Annotated in this window: 1 protein-coding gene; it reads right to left on the minus strand. The window is 80.9% G+C overall.

The annotated features are described in order from the left end of the window. Window positions 1–207 precede the first annotated feature (207 nt). The coding region (locus DLJ47_RS36025) for an SCO7613 C-terminal domain-containing membrane protein (protein WP_446723622.1) at window positions 208–2,062 on the minus strand (1,855 nt) is incomplete at its 5' end.

Below are 2,062 nucleotides of genomic sequence, written 5' to 3' on the forward strand. Positions count from 1 at the left end.
GCTGCGGCTCCGGTGCCACCAGCACCGACACCAGGCTGGGCAGCAGCCCGGCGGCCAGCCCGGGGCCGAGCGCGAGCCAGCTGTTCAGCCCCGGGCGGGTGCGCAGCGCCAGCGTGCCGGCACCGGACACGACGCCTTCGGGCGCGAGTGGGACGCCGGCCAACCTCATCCAGGACCGGCCCGACTCGGCTCGGACGCCCTGGCGGCTCAGCTCATCCGGCCCACGGCGGCGCGCAGCCGGGCCAGGTCCCGCCGCCGCCGCTCGTACGTGGCGGCGAGCCCGATCAGCGCCAGCCCGCCGACAGCCAGGAAGATCCACCGGGGCAGCAGGTCCCAGCCGCGGCCGAGCTCGTGCACCGCGAGCAGGGTGAGGGTGCCCCCGCCGAGCAGCACGGGGGCCTGCCACCGTCGGCTCGCCCCGGCCAGCACCACGGCCAGCGCGGCGGCGCCGAGCAGCAGCCGACGCCACGGCTGCGGCTCCGGTGCCACCAGCACCGACACCAGGCTGGGCAGCAGCCCGGCGGCCAGCCCGGGGCCGAGCGCGAGCCAGCTGTTCAGCCCCGGGCGGGTGCGCAGCGCCAGCGTGCCGGCACCGAGGGCGAGCGCCGCGGCCGGCAGGGTGTACGCCTCCAGCACCGCCACACCCCCAGCCGCCAGCAGCAGCCACGCGCCGAGCAGCTCGGTGCCGCCGGCGATGCCGGCGAACGCCCACCGCCGGCCGGCGGACTCGCCCCGACGCAGCAGCCGCAGCGCGACGGCGGCCCCCCAGAGCACGCACACCGCCGCGGCGTGCCGGAGCGAGCCCCCGGTGAGCAGCAGCCCGACCAGCGCCACCGCCTGGGCGGCGGCGTCCAGCGTGGCCGCTGTCGGGTGCCACCGGCCGGCCAGGGCGGCGGCGACGGCCAGGGTGAGCGCCGCCACCGCCAGCACGCTGAACGCGGCCGCACGCAGCGGCAGACCGCCGGCCAGCGGCGCGGTGACCGCGAGCGCGGTGGCGGCGGCCACGGCGACCAGAGTCCCGGCGAGGCGTACCTCGGCCCGGCGCCCGGCGACACCGACCACGGTCGCGGTCACCACCAGCACGCCGAGGCCGGCAAGGGTGCCGGCCCGGGTGGCCAGCAGGCCGAGCATCCCGGATCCGGTCAGCACCAGCCCCACCGGCGCGGTGACCGGGACGAGCAGCGGGCGCGGCGCGGCCAGGGCGGCGAGCAGCAGCGCCGTCACGCCGAGGGCCAGCACGACGGCCGGCACCACGGGCCAGGGCGCGCCCGCGGCCACCAGCAGCACCGGCGCGGCGGCCGCGGCGAACGGCAGGGCGGTGAGCGCGGCCGACCACCAGCCCTGCGGCCCACGAGACACCGTCGAACCGCCGCCGACCAGGACGCCGGCGCCGCCCGAGGTGCTGCCGGCCGGGACGGCGGCAACACCCGGAGTGAGGTCGGCCGGGACGGCGGCACCGGTCGGAGTGCCGGCCGAGACGGTGGCACCGCCAGGAACGGCAGCACCGCCCGGGACGGCGGGACCGGCCGGAACGGTGCCGGCCGGCACGGCGGCACCGCCCGGGGCGGCCGGCCCGGGTTCGGTGGTCGAGCCGTCGCCGGCCCCTCCGGCACGACCCGGCCAGCCGGCCACCACGGCGGCGAGCGCCAGCACGGTCAGGGCCAGGCCCGCCGGCAGGGCCGCCGGGTCGGGCGCCGCGCCGGGCCGCCCCGACCAGGGCGACGGCGGGCCGCCGTACGGGGCCACCAGCGCGGTCAGCACCGCCGGGACGACGGCCAGCACGGCCACGGTCAGCAGCACCGCCCCGGCCACCCGCCGCGCGGTCTCGCCGACCGGCAGCGGCGGCCGGGTCCGGAACCCGCCCAGGGCGACCAGCAGCGCCGCCACGGCCGCGTAGAGCGCCACCGGCTCATCGGCCGGTACGCCCAGCGGCCCGAGCCCGACCAGCACGGCCGCCATGGCCAGCCCCGCCGAGGCGTACCCGGACAGGTCCGGCCAGTGTCGACGGACGGCGAGCAGCGCGGCCGGCGGCAGCGCGGCGGCGCCGAGCGCGACCCGCGGG

Source organism: Micromonospora sp. S4605, from assembly GCF_003176715.1.
GTDB lineage: Bacteria > Actinomycetota > Actinomycetes > Mycobacteriales > Micromonosporaceae > Micromonospora > Micromonospora echinaurantiaca.